The sequence below is a fragment of the Bradyrhizobium sp. SZCCHNRI3043 genome (assembly GCF_032377735.1).
Lineage (GTDB): Bacteria > Pseudomonadota > Alphaproteobacteria > Rhizobiales > Xanthobacteraceae > Bradyrhizobium.
In genome coordinates this window covers 67501-83119 of sequence record NZ_JAUHID010000001.1, presented here as the reverse complement: position 1 = coordinate 83119, position 15619 = coordinate 67501, and the positions used below count along the sequence as shown (strand labels likewise).

Annotated in this window: 17 protein-coding genes and 1 tRNA gene (1 of these 18 cut by a window edge); 13 read left to right on the top strand and 5 right to left on the bottom strand. The window is 65.4% G+C overall.

Translation table 11 applies throughout. The features are described from left to right. Positions 1-109: 109 nt before the first annotated feature. The 3 genes from QX124_RS00390 to QX124_RS00380 all read left to right on the top strand — a co-directional run bounded on the left by QX124_RS00390 (position 110) and on the right by QX124_RS00380 (position 2081). Positions 110-499: a thioredoxin gene (locus QX124_RS00390; RefSeq protein ID WP_315778339.1), complete on the top strand. Its 390-nt coding sequence runs from the start codon at positions 110-112 to the stop codon at positions 497-499. Positions 500-523: 24 nt separating this feature from the next. Next, the gene (locus QX124_RS00385; protein WP_315718315.1) at positions 524-874 is read left to right on the top strand and encodes a metalloregulator ArsR/SmtB family transcription factor; all 351 of its coding nucleotides are present in this window, start codon (positions 524-526) and stop codon (positions 872-874) included. Positions 875-995: 121 nt separating this feature from the next. Then, positions 996-2081 carry a YeeE/YedE family protein gene (locus QX124_RS00380; protein WP_315783122.1) on the top strand — a complete coding sequence of 362 codons (1086 nt, stop codon included), beginning with the start codon at positions 996-998 and terminating at the stop codon, positions 2079-2081. Between the two features lie 304 nt (positions 2082-2385). Here the strand turns inward: QX124_RS00380 and QX124_RS00375 are convergent. After that, positions 2386-2462: transfer RNA gene (locus tag QX124_RS00375), tRNA-Met, on the bottom strand. Positions 2463-2954: 492 nt separating this feature from the next. On the opposite strand from QX124_RS00375, the gene QX124_RS00370 reads away from it, so the two are divergent. Together QX124_RS00370 and QX124_RS00365 are read left to right on the top strand one after the other, a co-directional pair. After that, positions 2955-4388: a coniferyl aldehyde dehydrogenase gene (locus QX124_RS00370; RefSeq protein WP_315795658.1), complete on the top strand. Its 1434-nt coding sequence runs from the start codon at positions 2955-2957 to the stop codon at positions 4386-4388. 154 nt (positions 4389-4542) lie between these two features. Next, the gene (locus QX124_RS00365; RefSeq protein WP_315795657.1) at positions 4543-6144 is read left to right on the top strand and encodes a GMC family oxidoreductase; all 1602 of its coding nucleotides are present in this window, start codon (positions 4543-4545) and stop codon (positions 6142-6144) included. A gap of 45 nt (positions 6145-6189) precedes the next feature. On the opposite strand, the gene QX124_RS00360 is transcribed toward QX124_RS00365, so the two are convergent. Further along, positions 6190-6951 (bottom strand): SDR family NAD(P)-dependent oxidoreductase, encoded by a 762-nt coding sequence (locus QX124_RS00360; RefSeq protein WP_315718074.1) that lies wholly within the window; start codon positions 6949-6951, stop codon positions 6190-6192. Between the two features lie 110 nt (positions 6952-7061). On the opposite strand from QX124_RS00360, the gene QX124_RS00355 reads away from it, so the two are divergent. Both QX124_RS00355 and QX124_RS00350 read left to right on the top strand, forming a co-directional pair. Further along, positions 7062-7577, top strand: coding sequence for a CvpA family protein (locus QX124_RS00355; RefSeq protein ID WP_315795655.1), 516 nt, complete (start codon positions 7062-7064; stop codon positions 7575-7577). A 141-nt stretch (positions 7578-7718) separates the two neighbouring features. After that, entirely contained in the window at positions 7719-8501 is a 783-nt protein-coding gene (locus QX124_RS00350) for an SDR family oxidoreductase (protein WP_315753786.1), read from the top strand. Positions 8502-8795: 294 nt separating this feature from the next. Here QX124_RS00350 and QX124_RS00345 read toward each other — a convergent pair whose 3' ends face one another. Continuing rightward, positions 8796-9245 carry a DUF3775 domain-containing protein gene (locus tag QX124_RS00345; protein WP_315718078.1) on the bottom strand — a complete coding sequence of 150 codons (450 nt, stop codon included), beginning with the start codon at positions 9243-9245 and terminating at the stop codon, positions 8796-8798. 116 nt (positions 9246-9361) lie between these two features. On the opposite strand from QX124_RS00345, the gene QX124_RS00340 reads away from it, so the two are divergent. The 4 genes from QX124_RS00340 (at position 9362) to QX124_RS00325 (ending at position 12774) form a co-directional block, all read left to right on the top strand. Next, positions 9362-10225, top strand: a complete 864-nt coding sequence (locus tag QX124_RS00340) for an MBL fold metallo-hydrolase (protein WP_315795654.1) — start codon at positions 9362-9364, stop codon at positions 10223-10225. A 77-nt stretch (positions 10226-10302) separates the two neighbouring features. Then, positions 10303-11145, top strand: coding sequence for a fumarylacetoacetate hydrolase family protein (locus QX124_RS00335; protein WP_315718081.1), 843 nt, complete (start codon positions 10303-10305; stop codon positions 11143-11145). A 128-nt stretch (positions 11146-11273) separates the two neighbouring features. Then, positions 11274-11888: a glutathione S-transferase family protein gene (locus tag QX124_RS00330; RefSeq protein WP_315778313.1), complete on the top strand. Its 615-nt coding sequence runs from the start codon at positions 11274-11276 to the stop codon at positions 11886-11888. 19 nt (positions 11889-11907) lie between these two features. Beyond that, positions 11908-12774: an MBL fold metallo-hydrolase gene (locus tag QX124_RS00325; protein ID WP_315795653.1), complete on the top strand. Its 867-nt coding sequence runs from the start codon at positions 11908-11910 to the stop codon at positions 12772-12774. A gap of 12 nt (positions 12775-12786) precedes the next feature. Here QX124_RS00325 and QX124_RS00320 read toward each other — a convergent pair whose 3' ends face one another. Continuing rightward, positions 12787-13119: a DHCW motif cupin fold protein gene (locus tag QX124_RS00320; protein ID WP_315778311.1), complete on the bottom strand. Its 333-nt coding sequence runs from the start codon at positions 13117-13119 to the stop codon at positions 12787-12789. Between the two features lie 103 nt (positions 13120-13222). Next, complete coding sequence (locus QX124_RS00315; RefSeq protein WP_315795651.1) at positions 13223-13765, bottom strand: methylated-DNA--[protein]-cysteine S-methyltransferase; 543 nt, start codon at positions 13763-13765, stop codon at positions 13223-13225. 209 nt (positions 13766-13974) lie between these two features. Here QX124_RS00315 and QX124_RS00310 point away from each other — a divergent pair, with 209 nt between their 5' ends. Then, complete coding sequence (locus tag QX124_RS00310) at positions 13975-14775, top strand: phytanoyl-CoA dioxygenase family protein (protein ID WP_315795650.1); 801 nt, start codon at positions 13975-13977, stop codon at positions 14773-14775. 167 nt (positions 14776-14942) lie between these two features. Beyond that, positions 14943-15619, top strand: partial view of an NAD(P)H-dependent oxidoreductase gene (locus QX124_RS00305; RefSeq protein ID WP_315795648.1) — the 5' portion only. The gene runs 631 nt beyond the window's last position; only the first 677 of its 1308 coding nucleotides appear in the window; its start codon is at positions 14943-14945; the stop codon falls past the right edge of the window.

Genomic DNA, 15619 nt, shown 5'->3' with positions numbered 1-15619 from the left:
TCGGCCAGCGCTACGTGCCCGGCCTGCCGGGCAGGATTCGGAAATCGCGCACTAGTACATATTCGAATTTAATGATAGATTGACCGACAAGTCCAGAGAGGATCTCGGCATGTCCAGCAGAAGTGCATCGCGCGGATTCGCAACGCTCGCAGGGGCGGTGGTGACCGGCATTTGCCTCTCGGCCCCGGCGTTCGCCTCCGAGCTCGTGATGTTCGAACGTCCGGGCTGCGGCTGGTGCGCCCGCTTCAACGCAGAAATCGGTCCGATCTATGCCAAGACCGACGAAGGGCGCGCGCTGCCGCTGCGACGGGTCGACCTTGCCAAGCCGCTGCCGACGGATCTTTCCGGCATCGATCCGGGAGCGTTCACCCCGACCTTCGTGGTGGTCGAGCAGGGCCGCGAGATCGGACGCATCCGCGGTTATCCCGGCGATGCGTTCTTCTTTGGGCTGCTCGGCCGCATAATGAATGCTACAAGCGGGGCTCCGGCCCGCTCCTGACGCCAACCGAGGGATCCAGAATTCATGCCGCTGCCGAAGTTGAAGGACATCGAAACCTCTGCCGAGCTCGAGCAGATGATCGAGAAGGCACGGGAAGCCAGCGAGATGCTGAAGGCGCTGTCCCACGAGTCCCGACTTTTGCTGCTCTGCATCCTCGCCGAAGGCGAAAAATCCGTCACCGAGCTCGAGCAGTTCCTGGGCGAGCGGCAGTCGACCGTCTCGCAGCAGCTCGCCCGTCTCAGGCTCGACCGGCTGGTCACGACGCGGCGCGAGGGCAAGACGATCTACTACAGCCTTGCGAGCGAAGATGTCCGCAAGATCCTGACGGCGATCTACGACGTCTATTGCGAGCCGGTCCGCAAGCGCCGCCGCTGAGAGGTTGGCCCTCGCGGTCTCGGGCTTCGCATCGGCGCGCCCTGTAGCGGCGCGAGAGGCCTGGCGTCCCCGCCGTTCCTGGCGCACAATGCCAGGAAGCCAACGAGGATGTCGGAGAGGAATGCTCAGCCCATCAGCACTGACGTTCATGTGTGGGCTGCTCGCGGGCGCCGTTCTCGGCGTCGCCGGTCGCGCCGGCCGCTTCTGTACGCTCGCGATGCTGGAGGACGCGTTCTTCGGCGCCGATACCCGACGACTCAAATCCTTCGCGCTGGCGGCCGCGGTCGCGCTGGTCGCAACCCAGTTGCTCGCCAGCTTCGGCCTGATCGACCTGTCGCGCTCGATCTACTTGACGTCGTCCATTCCGCTCGGCGGCGCCATTCTCGGCGGCCTGTCGTTCGGCATCGGGATGGCCCTGGTCGGCACCTGCGGCTTCGGAACGCTGGTCCGTATCGGCGGCGGTGATCTGCGCGCCATCGTCGTGTTTCTGGTGCTGGGCGTGTCAGCCCTGGCCGCGATGCGTGGGCTCACGGGATTCCTGCGCATCTCGCTGATCGAGCCGCTCTCCATACGCCTGCCCGAAACGATGACCCAGGGCATGGATGTGCTGCTGTCGCCCGCACTTGGCTCATATGCGCGGCCGGCAACCGTTTCCGTCGCAGCGGTCGCGCTCGCGGCCTGGGCATTGGCCGACGGGCGCCTCGTGAGATCGCCGCGCCTGCTGCTCTCCGGCCTCGCCGTAGGCTGTGCGGTGGCGTTCGGCTGGTTCGCCACCAGCTGGCTCGGCAATGACGATTTCGATCCGGCGCGCGTGGCATCCCTGACCTTCGTTGCCCCGCTCGGCAATACCGTGCTCTACATCGCCACGCTTTCGGGCAGCCGGGCCGATTTTGCGATCGGCTCCGTCGCCGGCGTGATCCTGGGCTCGTTCGTCGCGGCAATGTTTTCGCGCGTCTTCCGCTGGGAAGCCTGCGATGACGCGCGCGAGCTGAAGCGTCACATGACCGGCGCGCTGCTGATGGGCACCGGCGGCATCATGTCGATGGGCTGCACGATCGGACAGGGCCTGTCGGCATTCTCGACGCTGGCGGTCTCGGCGCCGTTGACGATGCTGGCGATCACCTGCGGCGCACGGCTCGGCCTCGAATACACCATGACCGGAGAATGGCGCCCCGCCGTGCGGAATCTGTTGCGTCTGACATCGTGACGGTGGCTGCGCTCTCGCAATGCGCAAGCTTGCCCCCACGCCAGGGCAATGGCGTTGTACCGCAGGCAGACGGATTGTGGATTTCGCCGTTGCCTCAATACTTCAGTTCAACGCGAGCTTCGTAGAATTGTCCTCCGGCTCACATGGTCGTGTGCCCGCCGTCCTGGTGATCATTCCCGGATCTTCCGATGCCACGCTTCATGGGGAGACGGCACTGTCCTCAGCTGCACAGCAGCTCACAGGGACGAAGCGGCACAAACCAAAACTCCCGCAGCCTCATCGGCTACGGGAGTGTCGGTCTCAGTGGTTGCGGGGATAGGATTTGAACCTATGACCTTCAGGTTATGAGCCTGACGAGCTACCGGGCTGCTCCACCCCGCGTTAACTTGCGCGTCACCTTCAGAGAAGCGCCGGGCGGTCCTGGCAGACGCCTAAGGCGCTGCCGATCCATCCCAAAGGCTTCCTGAGAAGGCTTGAGCCCGCCGGCCGGGTCGGCCATCGGGTGCGGGCGGTATGTACCAATGCGAGGCCGGTTTGGAAAGGGCTTTCCGCAAGTTTTTTTGCCGGATTGTGACACCGCCCGCTACGACCCTCGTTGCTCGAATTACATCGATAATCCAATCTCTTATGAGATCGGCCTGTTTGCCCGCCAGCATGAGGCGCACGGCCCAGGCTGGGAACGACGACAAAGTTCCTCGAAGGGCGGCGGCAGGGATCGACGAACCACACACCCGCCAAACGGCTTGGCTCTACGCTATCGTCAGGCGGCGCAAAACCGATGCCGTGCTTGCCAAGGGTTCCGCAACGCGGCAGCTTTAGGCCAACCAGAATGACGGCCCTGCACGCGGCCGCGGTACACGCGAGGAGACGTCCATGGACCAGTCCCTGAAGAGCCCAGCCCTCTCGGCGCTCGACGACGCGTTCCACGCGCAGGTCGAGGCCTCCCGCAATGCGCCTCCACCCGCCCTCGCGGCGCGGCTGGACGGCCTGAAGCGGCTGCGAGCGATGCTGTCGGACAACGAGAAGCGCCTGGAGCAGGCGATCTCGGCCGATTTCGGCCACCGCTGCGCCGTCGAGACCACGATTGCCGAAACGCTGTTCCTGCAGGCCGAGATCAGGCACACGCTCAAGGTGCTGCCGCGCTGGATGGCGCCGCGGCGCATCGCCACCGCGCTGCAGTTCTGGCCGGCGCGCAACCGCCTGATTCCGCAGCCGCTCGGCGTGGTCGGCATCATCGCGCCGTGGAATTACCCGTTGCAGCTGACGCTGGCGCCGGCAATCGGCGCGCTCGCCGCCGGCAACCGGGTCATGATCAAGCCGAGCGAGCTAACGCCGCACTTCTCCGCGCTGCTCAAGGAGCTCATCGCGGCGAATTTCGACCCGACCCAGCTCATCGTCACCGGCATCGACGACGGCGTCGCGGAGACCTTTGCCGCGCTGCCTTTCGATCATCTGGTCTTCACCGGCTCGACCCGCGTCGGCCGCATCGTCGCTGAGGCCGCCGGGCGCAACCTGACCCCGGTGACGCTCGAGCTCGGCGGCAAGTCACCGACCATCGTCGACGTCTCCGCCGACATCGACGAAGCCGCGGAGCGGATCGCCTATGCCAAGCTGCTCAACGCCGGCCAGACCTGCATCGCGCCGGACTACGTGTTCGTGCCCGAGCCGCAACGCGACGCATTCGCGGGCAAGCTGCACCGGCAGATGCTGCAGATGTTCGGCACCAACCCGACCAATGACGACTACACGTCGATCATCTCCGAGCGGCACTATGCCCGGCTGGAAGGATTGCTGCGCGACGCGATCGCGCGCGGCGCCAAGACGCTGAGCACGACCAGTCCCGAAGATCCGGCCTGGAAGAAGCTGCGGAAATTTCCACCGACCGTCGTGGTCGGTGCAACCCCGGACATGGCGATCATGCAGGAGGAGATCTTCGGTCCCCTGCTGCCCATCATGACCTATCGCCAGTCCGACGAGGTGATCCGCCACATCAATGCCCACGACCGGCCGCTCGCGCTGTACTGGTTCGGCAGTGACGCGGCTTCGCGCGACACGGTGCTGGCGCGCACCGTCTCCGGCGGCGTCACCATCAACGACTGCCTGCTGCATTTTGCGCAGATGAACCAGCCGATGGGCGGCGTCGGCGCCTCCGGCACCGGCCACTATCACGGCGAATGGGGCTTCAACAGCTTCAGCAAGCTGAAGCCGGTATTCTACCGCTCGCCCTTCAACCGCATGAAGGACCTCTATCCTCCCTACGGCGCCAGCATCGCCCGAATCGAAAAGCTGCTGCGATTCCTGTCCTAGCCACACCAATCGTCATTCCGGGGCGCGCAAAGTGCGAACCCGGCCCCCGAGATGATGGGGTGCAAGCCTAACCCAATGGTTTCGCCAGCTGTGCGCGGCGCCGCCCTTGGAATGACATTCAAACAACAAGCAAGACAACATCAGGGAGAGATGCGTGACGGACGAGGTCGATTTCATCGTCGTGGGCGGCGGCAGCGGCGGCGCAACGGTTGCTGGCCGCTTGTCGGAAGATCCGGCGACATCCGTGGCGCTGCTCGACGCCGGGGGACGCAACGACAACTGGATCGTGACCACGCCCTACATGCTGTTCCTGATGGTCGCGGGGCCCGTCAACAACTGGTCCTTCACCACCGTGCCGCAAAAGGGCCTGGACGGGCGCAGCGGCTATCAGCCGCGCGGCCGCGGGCTCGGCGGCTCCTCCGCGATCAACGCCATGGTCTACATCCGCGGCCACCGCGCCGACTACGATCATTGGGCTTCCCTCGGCAACACCGGATGGTCGTATGACGACGTGCTGCCCTACTTCAAGCGCGCCGAGAACAACGCCGAGTTCAACGGCGCGTATCACGGCCAATCGGGACCACTGCCGGTCAGCCGGCTGCGCACCGACAATCCCGTGCACGACATCTTTCTCCAGGCGGCGCGCGAAGCGCAGTTTCCGGTCCGCGACGATTTCAATGCCGAGACGCAGGAAGGGCTCGGGCTCTATCAGGTCACGCAGAAGAATGGCGAGCGCTGGAGCGCGGCACGGGCCTACATCCAGCCGTATCTCGGCAGCCGCAGCAACCTGCGGGTCGAGACCTCGGCGCATGCGTCGATGATCCTGTTCGAGGGCAAGCGCGCGGTCGGCGTCAAGTACCGCCAGGGCAAGGAGGTCAAGGAGATCCGCTGCCGGCGCGAAGTGATCCTCGCCTCCGGCGCGTTCCAGACCCCACAATTGCTGATGCTGTCGGGCATCGGCGACGCGAGCGCCCTGGCGCGGCTCGGCATCGCCGGCGTCCACCATTTGCCAGGTGTCGGACAGAACCTGCAGGACCATCCGGATTTCATCTTCGCCTACACCTCCGACAACCCCAACTTCTCTTCCCTGTCGCCGAAGGGCCTGCGCCGGCTGCTGGCGGGCATCGGCCAATATCGCCGCGAGCGTCGCGGCGTCCTGACCTCGAACTTCGCCGAATGCGGCGGCTTCCTGAAGACGCGGCCTGATCTCGACGTGCCCGACATCCAGTTGCATTTCGGCATGGCCGTCACCGACGATCACGGCCGCAAGCGCCACGGCAATGGCTTCTCCTGCCATTTCTGCCTGCTCAGGCCGAAGAGCCGCGGCATGGTCGGCTTGAAGAATGCCGATCCGCTCGCCGCGCCGCTGATCGATCCCAACTTCCTGGGCGAGGCCGACGATCTCGAAACCATGGTGGCCGGCTACAAGACCACGCTGCGGCTGATGCAGACGCCGGCGATGCGCAGCCTCGGCAAGCGCGACCTGTTCACGTCGGATGTCAGGACCGACGACGACATTCGCGCCATCCTGCGCGCCCGCGTCGATACGGTCTACCATCCCGTCGGCACCTGCAAGATGGGCGTCGACGATCCGCTCGCCGTGGTCGATCCCGGATTGAAGGTGCGCGGAATGTCCGGCCTGCGCGTGGTCGACGCCTCGATCATGCCGACCCTGATCGGCGGCAACACCAATGCGCCGACCATCATGATCGGCGAGAAGGCCGCCGACATGATCAAGCGCGAGCTGAAAGGCTGAGACGGCTCGCCATCGAGGGAAATCAACCTGCCGATCAGCAGGGCCTCACGTCAGCAGGAAGCCGCCGTCCACCGTGACGACGCTGCCGGTCATGTAGCGCGAGGCGTTGGACGCCAGCAGCAGGATCGCGCCGTCGAGGTCGCTCTCGTGGCCGACGCGCCGCTGCGGAATCCGCTTGACCAGCTTCTCGCCCGCCGGCGTCTCCCAGACCTCGTGATTGATGTCGGTGTCGATGTAGCCGGGCGCCAGTGCGTTGACGCGGATGCCGCTCGCCGCGAGCTCCAGCGCCAGCGCCTTGGTCGCCTGCACCACGCCGGCCTTGGAGATCGCATAGGGCGAGATGAACTTGACGACGCTGAAGCCGAGCACCGAGGCGATGTTGATGATGTTGCCGCCGGTCTTGCGCGCGGCCATGCGCCGAGCCGCTTCGGTTGCGGCAAAATAGGCGCCCTTCAGATTGGCGCCGATCACGGCGTCCCAATCCGCCTCGCTCTGCTCGACCGCGAGCTTCTCTACCGCGATGCCAGCATTGTTGATCAGCACCGTCACGGGTCCGAGCGCGGCCTCGGCCGCATCCATGCCCCTGACGATCGATGCCATGCTCGTCACGTCCATCTCGACCGCGGCGGCGCGACCACCCCTTGCCTTGAGCTCCGCCTCCAACGCCTTGAGCTTGCCGGTCTGGCGTGCCGCGAGCGCGACGGCGGCGCCACGTGCCGATAGAACCCGGGCGAACTGCCGGCCGAGCCCCTGGCTCGCGCCGGTGATCAGGATCACCTCGCGGCTGACGTCGAACAGCTCGGACATGGTTCCTCCCACGGTTGCTCATTTGTTGCGGCGCATTGATACAGACGATTTGAAGCAGCGCAAACCGGAATCGTTTACCGGGCCCGGCCTACAACCGCGGCGGAGCAACCATGAACGCTTTCGACCTCGCCGCTTGTGCCGCACTGATGGTTGCCGTCTACAGCGGCTTCTCGACCGGGCTGTTGCGCAGCGCCATCACGATTCTGGCCTACCTGCTCGCGATGCCGCTGGCGATGGGCGCGGTTGCGGCGATGAGCCCGCAACTGCGCGACGTGCACGGCACTCCGCTGGCACAGAACTGGCTGCAGTTCTTCGCCGCCTTCGTCGTCATCGGCATGGCGCTGGGCAAGATCGGCCGCATCCTGCTCGACGAAGCGATCGGTTCCGAGGCCGGTTTTGGCGACCGGCTCGGCGGAGCTCTGCTGGGCGCCGTGCGCACCGGCATGGTCGCGACCACGCTGGTGCTGGTGTTCGACAGGATCGTTCCCCCCGAGCGTCAGCCGCGCTTCCTCGAGGGATCACGCCTGCGTCCGGTGCTCTCGCTCGCAGGCGCAAACGGCTTCCGCTCGCTGCCTCCGGAGCTCGCAAGCCTGATCGACCGGCTGAAGCAGGAACGGCGCATCTGACGGACACGGCCGCGCCGCCTCTCCCGTCATAGCGAGCCATGCAATTCGGCACAGGCCGGCTGCTCTTATCAGCGGCAATTCGGTTGGCTAGAATGCGCCCATCTTTCTTCCAGCCTCACTGACATATCGGAGTGATCAATCGTGGATCTCGGGATCAAGGGCCGCCGCGCCATCGTCTGCGCCTCCAGCAAGGGCCTGGGCCGCGCCTGCGCCATCGCGCTGGCCAATGAAGGCGTACATGTCACGATCACGGCGCGCGGCGCCGAAGTGCTGGCGAAGACCGCGGCCGAGATCCGCGCGGCCAATCCCGGCGTCACCGTCACGGAAGTGGCGGGCGACATCACCACGCCCGAGGGCCGCGCCGCCGTGCTGAAGGCCTGCCCGGATCCGGACATCCTGATCAACAACGCCGGCGGCCCGCCGCCCGGCGATTTCCGCAACTGGACCCGCGACGACTGGATCAAGGCGCTCGACGCCAACATGCTGACGCCGATCGAGCTGATCAAGGCGACCGTCGACGGCATGATGGCGCGCAAGTTCGGCCGCATCGTCAACATCACCTCGGCCGCGGTGAAGGCGCCGATCGACATTCTCGGCCTCTCCAACGGCGCTCGCGCCGGCCTCACCGGCTTCGTTGCCGGCCTGTCGCGCAAGACCGTGATCAACAACGTCACGATCAATGCGCTGCTGCCGGGACCGTTCGAGACCGACCGCCTGCTCTCGACGGCAAAGGGCGAGGCCGAGAAGCGCGGTGTCACGCCGGAGCAGATCCTCGCCGACCGCGCCAAGACGAACCCTGCAGGTCGCTTCGGCGATCCCGAAGAGTTCGGACTCGCCTGCGCTTTCCTGTGCGGCGCCAAGGCCGGCTACATCACGGGGCAGAACATCCTGCTCGATGGCGGCGCCTTCCCAGGCACGCTGTAAGACAGACTTCCTTGGGCGGGTCTGGCGCGGAAATCTGCTACGCTAACCCGGGGCTTTCACCTCGCCCCGCTTGCGGGGAGAGGTCGGATTGCATCGCGAGATGCAATCCGGGTGAGGGGGACTTTCCGCGAACGCGGTGTCTGCGGAGAGTCCCCCTCACCCCAACCCTCTCCCCGCAAGCGGGGCGAGGGAGCGCAGTGCCGGCGCAATAGGAATTCTAGTCCAACTAATAAAGCTGTGAGTTCTGTTTGGCATCCGCGCTATGAATACAGCGACTCTGCCTTTCCGAACGACCTACCGCTTCTCGTCCTCGTCGCGCTGGCTTGGGCTCGACGAATCCGCCGTGGTGCGGCCTTCGGTCCAATCGATGCCGAACGCATCGAGGCCCTCCGCCAGCAGGTCGCCGAGCATCGGCTCGCCCAGCAGATAACGCGCGGTGTGGCGGTCGCGCTGGCCGGCGGCCTCGCGGCGGAGATCGTCCCACTCGTCGATATCGCCGTCGCCGCGGCCGAGCCGCATCAAGGCGACGAGATCGGTCTGCTCGTCCTCGGTCATCGCGTTGATGAAGCCGGTGATCTCGCGCACCACGGGATCATCGCCGCTATCCTGGAGCACGTCGACCATGTCGTCATCGACGGCATTCGAGCCGGATTCCTCATCGGTCGCCTGCTCCTTGACGTCGAACTCGCGCGCCTTTTCGATCAGGAAGGCGACCTTCTCGGGCGATATCGTCAGCTCTGGCATGGCGTTCTCCTCATGGACGGACTGCAGCAACGGCTGTTCCGGGCGGGTGATCCATTGCGCCGGAACAAGCCACGCGGCATCGTGACCGGCATCAAGAATAGGACGAGGAAGCGCGCATGTCTTGGATGATCGGCCGGGTCAGGGTCACCAAATTCGTCGAGCTGGAGACCGTCGGCGGCACCCGCTTCATCCTGCCGCAGGCAACACCCGAGACGATCCGCGAGCTGTCCTGGCTCACGCCCGATTTTGCGACCGATGAAGGTCGGCTGAAGATGTCGATCCACACCCTGGTGCTGGAAACACCGACGATGCGGATCGTGGTCGACACCGGGCTCGGCAACGACAAGCAGGGCCGCAGCGTGCCAATGTGGAACAACCGCGCGACACCGTTCCTGGAGACGATGAGCGCTGCCGGCTTCCCGCCCGACAGCATCGACATGGTGATCTGCACCCACCTTCACGTCGACCATGTCGGCTGGAATACGCGGCTGGTCGACGGCCGCTGGGTCCCGACTTTCTCCAATGCGCGCTACGTTTTCGGCCGCACTGAATATGAGCATTGGCGCGATCACAGCGAGGCCGCCGACGAGACCGCGACCTACGCCGATTCCGTGCAGCCGATCGTCGCCGCCGGACGCGCGGAGTTCGTCGGAAGCGAAGCTGTGATCACCGACGAGATCACCCTGATCCCGACGCCGGGCCACAGCCCGGGTCATGTCAGCCTGCACATCCGCTCGGATGGCGCGGAGGCCGTGCTCACCGGGGACGTCGCCCACCATCCCTGCCAGATGGCGCGTCTCGATTGGAGCTCGACGGTCGATTCCGATCCGGCGCAGGCGATCGCGACCCGGCGGGCGCTGTTCTCGCGTTTTGCCGACACCGGGACGCTGGTGATCAGCGGCCATTTCGATGCCGGCCATATCCGGCGGGACGGCGCCGCCTTCCGCTTCGAGGCATTACAGGGCCGCGGCGACGCATAGCCCGCGAGGTTGAATTTCCTCCCGCCATGCTCCATGACAGGGCTCTGGAATACCAGGGAATTGAGGGAGAGAAACCAATGAAGCTTGTTCGCTACGGCGAGAAGGGCGCGGAAAAGCCGGGCCTGATCGACGCATCCGGCCAGTTGCGCGACCTGTCGGCGCATGTGAAGGACCTCGATGGCGCGGCCTATGCGCCGGAGTCGCTGAAGAAGCTCGCCGCGCTCGATCCGGCCTCCCTGCCCGCCGTTGCCGGCAAGCCGCGGCTCGGCGCCCCTGTCACCGGCATCTCGAAATTCGTGGCGATCGGCCTCAACTACTCCGACCATGCCAAGGAGACCGGCAACCCGATCCCGGCCGAGCCGATCTTCTTCCTCAAGGCCAACACCGCGCTGTGCGGCCCCTATGATCAGGTCGAGAAGCCGCGCGGCTCGACCAAGCTCGACTGGGAGGTCGAGATCGCCGCCATCATCGGCACCCGCGCCAAATACGTGTCCGAGGCGGAGGCGCTGAACCACATCGCCGGCTACACGATCTGCAACGACGTGTCCGAGCGCAACTTCCAGATCGAGCGGCTTGGCCAGTGGACCAAGGGCAAGTCGCACGACACGTTCGGCCCGGTCGGCCCGTGGCTCGTCACCAAGGACGAGATTCCAGACGTGCAGAACCTGTCGATGTGGCTCGACGTCAACGGCCAGCGCCGCCAGACCGGCACCACCGCGACGATGATCTTCTCGATGGCGAAGTGCATCTCCTACGTCTCGCAGTTCATGACGCTGCTGCCCGGCGACATCGTCACCACGGGCACGCCTCCGGGTGTCGGCATGGGCATGAAGCCGCCGACCTTCCTCAACGTCGGCGACGTCGTCACGCTCGGCATCGAGCGCCTCGGCGAGCAGCGCCAGGAAATCATCGAGGCGTAACACCATCCACCGTCATTGCGAGCGAAGCGAAGCAATCCAGGATGCCACGCGCGACTCTGGATTGCTTCGTCGCTTCGCTCCTCGCAATGACGGAGAACCATCTGTCGCGAGCCAACAGGAATACGTCGATGAAACTCACCTTCTCGCCCGCCTCGCCGTTCGCCCGCAAGGTGCGCATCGCCGCCATCGAGCTCGGGCTGATCGACAAGATCGAATTCATGGCCGCAGCGGTGACGCCGGGCCAGGCCAATGAGGAGTATTCGAAGATCACGCCGCTGAAGAAGCTGCCGGTGCTGATCCTTGACAACGGCGACGTGATCCTGGATTCCTATGTGATCGTCGAGTATCTCGACGAGCTCGCCGGCGGCAACAAGCTCATTCCGGCATCGGGTCCCTCGCGCTGGAAGGTGAAGAGCGAGCATTCGATGCTGCAGGGCATGCTCGATTCGATGCTGTTGTGCCGCTACGAGGCGATGGTGCGCCCGGAGGGCCTGCGCTGGCAGGCGTGGTCCGACGACCACTGGAACAGAGCCTGGATGGGCATGGCGCGCTTCAATGCGCAGCCCGACTTGATGACGCGCCCGTTCGACATCGTCTCGATCGGACTCATCTGCGTGCTCGGCTATGCTGATTTTCGGTTTGCGGATTGCGGCTGGCGCAAGGCGTTTCCGACGCTCGACGCGTTCCACAACAAGATGCTGGAGCGGGAATCGGTGAAGGTCTCGGTGCCGCCGGCGGCTTGATCGCCGAACAGGAGCTGACGTGACGCTGACATTCTCGGTTGCAGACACGACCATTCATCGCATCATCGAGCAGGAAACCACGTTCCTGCCGGCGCGCGAGATGTTTCCGGAGCTGACGCCGGAGATGCTGGCAGCGGAACGCAGCGCGCTGCAGGCGGCCGGTGCCCTCGATGCGCAGGACACGCTGATCCTGTGCTTTCAGTCCTACGTGGTGAGGACGCCTCACCACACCATCCTGATCGACAGCTGCATCGGCAACGACAAGCCGCGCGCGCGGCCGGTCTGGAACATGAAGACCGACGACACCTACATGCGGGCGCTTGCGACTGCGGGCGTGTCGGTCGACGACATCGACGTCGTGATGTGCACGCATCTGCACACCGATCATGTCGGCTGGAACACGCGGCTCGACAACGGCCGCTGGGTGCCGACCTTTCCGAATGCGCGCTACGTATTCGCGCAGCGCGAATATGATTACTGGGTGGCGCAGAACGCCAAGACCGAGGTGCCTCCATTCGCCGACAGCGTGCTGCCGGTGGTCGAGGCCAAGCGCGCCGACATCGTGAAGGATGGATTCGCGATCGGCGATCACGTCCGCCTGCTGCCGACGCCGGGGCACACGCCCGGCCATGTCGCGGTCGCCGTCGGTAAGGGCAGGGACGACGCGGTGTTCTCCGGCGACCTGATGCACTCGCCGCTGCAGCTTGGGCTTCCCGAGCTGTCACCGAAATTCGACGTCGATCCGGCGCAGGCCGCAGCGACGCGGCGCACCTTTCTCGATCGCTATTGCGACACGACGACGCTGTGCTGCACGGCCCATTTTCCCTCGCCCTCGGTCGGGCGTATCAGGCGCAAGGGCGACGGCTTCGCCTGCGAGACCGTGTAACGCTCGCAGATCTCAGTCGACGATGAACAGCTTGGCGCCTTTCGGCGTAAAGGACCGATGGGCAGCGTCGCCGAAATCGGAGACCTGGTAGCTCATGCCCGCCGACAGAGTGAACCTGCGACCATCCTTGAGCTCGCTCTCGAGCTCGCCTTCCGTCACCAGAAGGATGTGGCCGCGATCGCACCAATGATCGGCGAGATAGCCCGGCGTGTACTCGACCTGCCGCACCCGGATGTCGCCGATCATCAGCGTCCGCCAATAGGCCGTGCCCTGCTCTCCCGGATGCTCGGTCACGGGAACGGCCGACCAGTCGGTCACGGTGAAGGGAAGGGTCGGAATTTTCATCGGCGCGCTCTGGTTGGAGATGGGTTGGCGGGGTCGAGACCGCGCCACCGCATAGAGCGAGCCGCGCCGGAGATCAAACCCGCCTTCCAGTAGCGTTCTGCCGTCAATCGAACAGGCTGGGCGTATGGTTCACCGCGGCGCCCTCGATCGCCAGCATCCTCAGCTTGGTGTCGACGCCACCATTGGCGGAGAAGCCGCCCGGCTTGTTGCCGGCCGCGAGCACGCGATGGCATGGCACCACGATGGGACACGGGTTGCGGCCCAGTGCCTGACCGACCTCGCGCGACAACTCGACGCCGCCGAGCTGTTTGGCGATGTCGCCATAGGTCAGGGTCCGGCCCGGCGGGATCCGGCGCGCGATGTCGTAGACGCCGCGCTGGAATGCGCTGACGCCGTCGAGATCGAGAGCCACGTCGGTGAGATCATCCGGCTCTCCGGCCAGTAGCGCCTTGACGCGGGTGATGACGCGCTGCACATGCGCCGGCGGCTCATCCTCGGCGATGCCCGGGTGGCGCTGCTGCATCCGGGTCCGGGTCTGCGCGACGCCGCCCATCGGCAGTTGCACCGCGTTGATTCCGCGCGGTCCCCAGGCGATCGCGCAAGTGCCGATCGCGGTCTCGAGAAGTGCGTAGAAGTGGTCAGACATGGCGGGCTCCATCGTCGATCTGCCCCGTATCATCTGCCAGTCAAAATAGGCTTGGAGAATGTTGCGATCCACCCGGATTCTGCCAATGTCGACAGCGGAAGCACCGTGACGCCCATCGGCAGGCCGAGAGGATGGGAGCACGACGCAGAGGCAGCCCGGCGCAAAGAGCGGGCGCCCCGTCCGAGGAAGCCAAGGCGAGGGAGAAGGACATGAAGCTGACCCCGGAGCAGATTGCATTCTTCAACCGCGAGGGCTGGCTGTTCCTGCCCGAGCTGTTTAGCCCGGAGGAGACCGCGTTCCTCGCCCACGAGGCGGAGGCGATCTACGCCGCCAACAGGCCCGAGGTCTGGCGCGAAAGGAGCGGCGCGCCGCGCACGGCGTTTGCCGCCCATCTCTACAACGACGCCTTCCGCGTGCTCGCGGCGCATCCGCGCATGATCGAGCCGATCGAGCAGATCTTCGGCGAGAAGGTCTACATGCATCAGTTCAAGATCAACGCCAAATCGGCCTTCACCGGCGATGTCTGGCAATGGCACCAGGACTACGGCACCTGGAAGCGCGACGACGGCATGCCGGAACCGCGCGCGATGAACATCGCGATCTTCCTCGACGAGGTCATGCCGATCAACGGCCCCTTGATGCTGGTGCCGCGCAGCCAGCATGCCGGCGACCTCGAGGCGTCGCACGATCTCGCGACGACGTCCTATCCATTGTGGACCTTGGACGAGGCGACGGTGACGCGGCTGGTCGCGGAAGGCGGCATCGTCGCGCCAACCGGAAAGCCGGGTGGCATGCTGACGTTCCACGGCAATCTTGTGCACGGCTCGGCCGGCAACATCACACCCTATCCGCGCAAGATCGTGTACCTCACGCTCAACGCCGTCTCGAACCATATCCGCAGCCCGACGCGGCCGGAGTACATCGCGCATCGCGACTTCACGCCGATCGAGACGGTGCCGGACGATGCGCTGCTACAACTGGCGCGGGCGCATCGCGAAGCGGCGGAGTAGAGCACAGCACTCGCCACGAAAAATGTCGTCATGCCCGGGCTTGACCCGGCCATCCATCAATCAGGACGACGGCCCCCGTTGGGGATGGATGGCCGGGTCAAGCCCGGCCATGACGGGGAAACTGATAGCCGCCCTACCGCGCCTCCAAGAAACGCTGGAATTCTCCAATGAACCTCCACGCCCTCCTCCAAGCGCGCAATGCCTCCGGCAAGCCCGTCCGCGTGGCACTGATCGGCGCCGGCAAATTCGGCTCGATGTTTCTGGCGCAGGTACCGCATGTCGCGGGCCTCGAGGTCCCCGTCATCATCGACCTCGATCCCGAGCGCGCCCGCGACGCGTGCCGGACGGTCGGCTGGAGCGCCGAGCTGATCGCGCGCACGAATTTCAGCCCCGATGGTTCGAAGGCGACGGGTGACGGCGTTGATGTCGTTGTCGAAGCGACTGGCAATCCTGCTGCCGGCATCCGCCATGCGCGCGCCGCGATCAAGGCTGGCAAGCACATCGTGATGGTCAATGTCGAGGCCGACGTGCTGGCCGGGCCGCTTCTTGCGGAAGAGGCGCGCAAGGCGGGCGTGGTCTATTCGCTGGCCTATGGCGACCAGCCGGCGCTGACAGCCGAGCTCGTCGACTGGGCACGCGCGACCGGCTTCCACGTGGTCGCGGCCGGCAAGGGCACGAAATATCTGCCGGCCTATCACGACGTGACGCCGGACGGCGTCTGGCAGCATTACGGGCTGACGGCGGGCGAAGCACAGTCTGCCGGCATGAATCCGCAGATGTTCAATTCCTTCCTCGACGGCACCAAGTCGGCCATCGAGATGGCCGCGATCGCCAACGCGACCGG

Coding starts and splice junctions, on each gene's coding strand:
- QX124_RS00310 (WP_315795650.1), top strand. CDS start 13,975: ATGAAGCTGACCCCGGAGCAGATTGCATTCTTCAACCGCGAGGGCTGG.
- QX124_RS00345 (WP_315718078.1), bottom strand. CDS start 9,245: ATGCCAGAGCTGACGATATCGCCCGAGAAGGTCGCCTTCCTGATCGAA.
- QX124_RS00315 (WP_315795651.1), bottom strand. CDS start 13,765: ATGTCTGACCACTTCTACGCACTTCTCGAGACCGCGATCGGCACTTGC.
- QX124_RS00380 (WP_315783122.1), top strand. CDS start 996: ATGCTCAGCCCATCAGCACTGACGTTCATGTGTGGGCTGCTCGCGGGC.
- QX124_RS00390 (WP_315778339.1), top strand. CDS start 110: ATGTCCAGCAGAAGTGCATCGCGCGGATTCGCAACGCTCGCAGGGGCG.
- QX124_RS00370 (WP_315795658.1), top strand. CDS start 2,955: ATGGACCAGTCCCTGAAGAGCCCAGCCCTCTCGGCGCTCGACGACGCG.
- QX124_RS00340 (WP_315795654.1), top strand. CDS start 9,362: ATGTCTTGGATGATCGGCCGGGTCAGGGTCACCAAATTCGTCGAGCTG.
- QX124_RS00320 (WP_315778311.1), bottom strand. CDS start 13,119: ATGAAAATTCCGACCCTTCCCTTCACCGTGACCGACTGGTCGGCCGTT.
- QX124_RS00360 (WP_315718074.1), bottom strand. CDS start 6,951: ATGTCCGAGCTGTTCGACGTCAGCCGCGAGGTGATCCTGATCACCGGC.
- QX124_RS00355 (WP_315795655.1), top strand. CDS start 7,062: ATGAACGCTTTCGACCTCGCCGCTTGTGCCGCACTGATGGTTGCCGTC.
- QX124_RS00330 (WP_315778313.1), top strand. CDS start 11,274: ATGAAACTCACCTTCTCGCCCGCCTCGCCGTTCGCCCGCAAGGTGCGC.
- QX124_RS00335 (WP_315718081.1), top strand. CDS start 10,303: ATGAAGCTTGTTCGCTACGGCGAGAAGGGCGCGGAAAAGCCGGGCCTG.
- QX124_RS00385 (WP_315718315.1), top strand. CDS start 524: ATGCCGCTGCCGAAGTTGAAGGACATCGAAACCTCTGCCGAGCTCGAG.